Origin of the sequence: Thiorhodococcus mannitoliphagus, assembly GCF_010915725.1 — a bacterium.
Classification (GTDB): domain Bacteria; phylum Pseudomonadota; class Gammaproteobacteria; order Chromatiales; family Chromatiaceae; genus Thiorhodococcus; species Thiorhodococcus mannitoliphagus.
In genome coordinates this window covers 1-836 of sequence record NZ_JAAIJR010000379.1, presented here as the reverse complement: position 1 = coordinate 836, position 836 = coordinate 1, and the positions used below count along the sequence as shown (strand labels likewise).

Annotated in this window: 1 protein-coding gene; it reads right to left on the bottom strand. The window is 65.1% G+C overall.

Features of this window, described 5'->3' with window-relative positions; all coding sequences use genetic code 11:
- Positions 1-836, bottom strand: an 836-nt coding sequence (locus G3480_RS26990) for an IS3 family transposase (protein ID WP_164657258.1), incomplete at both ends; no start/stop codon positions are given.

Below are 836 nucleotides of genomic sequence, written 5' to 3'. Positions count from 1 at the left end.
GTGGCTTTGGCCTCCGTTTTCAGAGGTTTCCCGGGATTGAGCAAGACGGTGGTGTCGGGCTCCCAGTTGCGCGTGTTGCCGCTCCAGCGTTCGGGATGCGCGGCCTTGGCGGCCTGATAGAGCGCATCGCGTTGGGCGAGCAATGCGCGATCCTCCCCTCGATGGCGCTGGCCGGGGGTGACGAAGCGCAAGGCGCTGTGGTGATGCTCCGTGTTGTACCAGCGCTCGAATCCATCGACCCAGATGCGTGCATCCTCGAGACTCGCGAAGGGCTGCTCGGGGAAACCAGGGCGGCCCTTGAGGGTGCTGAACAGTGATTCTGAGAAGGGGTTGTCGTCGCTCACCGAGGGTCGGCTGAAGGAGGGGACGACGCCGAGGCGCTGCAAGGTGGCGAGCATGGTGGCGCCCTTCATGGGTGCGCCGTTGTCCGAATGCAGCACCAGCGCATCAGCGGGCACGCCTTCGCGCAGGTGGGCCTTGCGAAAGACCTCCGCGGCCTGCTCGGCGGACTCGCTGGGATAAACCTCCCAGCCGACGATCTTGCGACTGAAGACATCCATGATGAGGTAGAGATAGAAGAACACCCCCTTCACGGTGGTGCTCAGATAGGTGATGTCCCAGCTCCAGACCTGGTTGGGGCCAGTGGCCAGGAGCGGTGCCGGGCGCGTGCGTGGGGGCGCCTTGGGCTTGCCGCGACGGGCGAGCTGCTCATGGGCGCGCAGGACGCGATAGAAGGTCGATTCCGAGGCGATGTAACGGCCTTGATCGGCCAGTGCCGGGACGATCTGGTGTGGGGAGAGATGGGCAAACTCCGCCTGGTTCGCCACCGCCAGGAT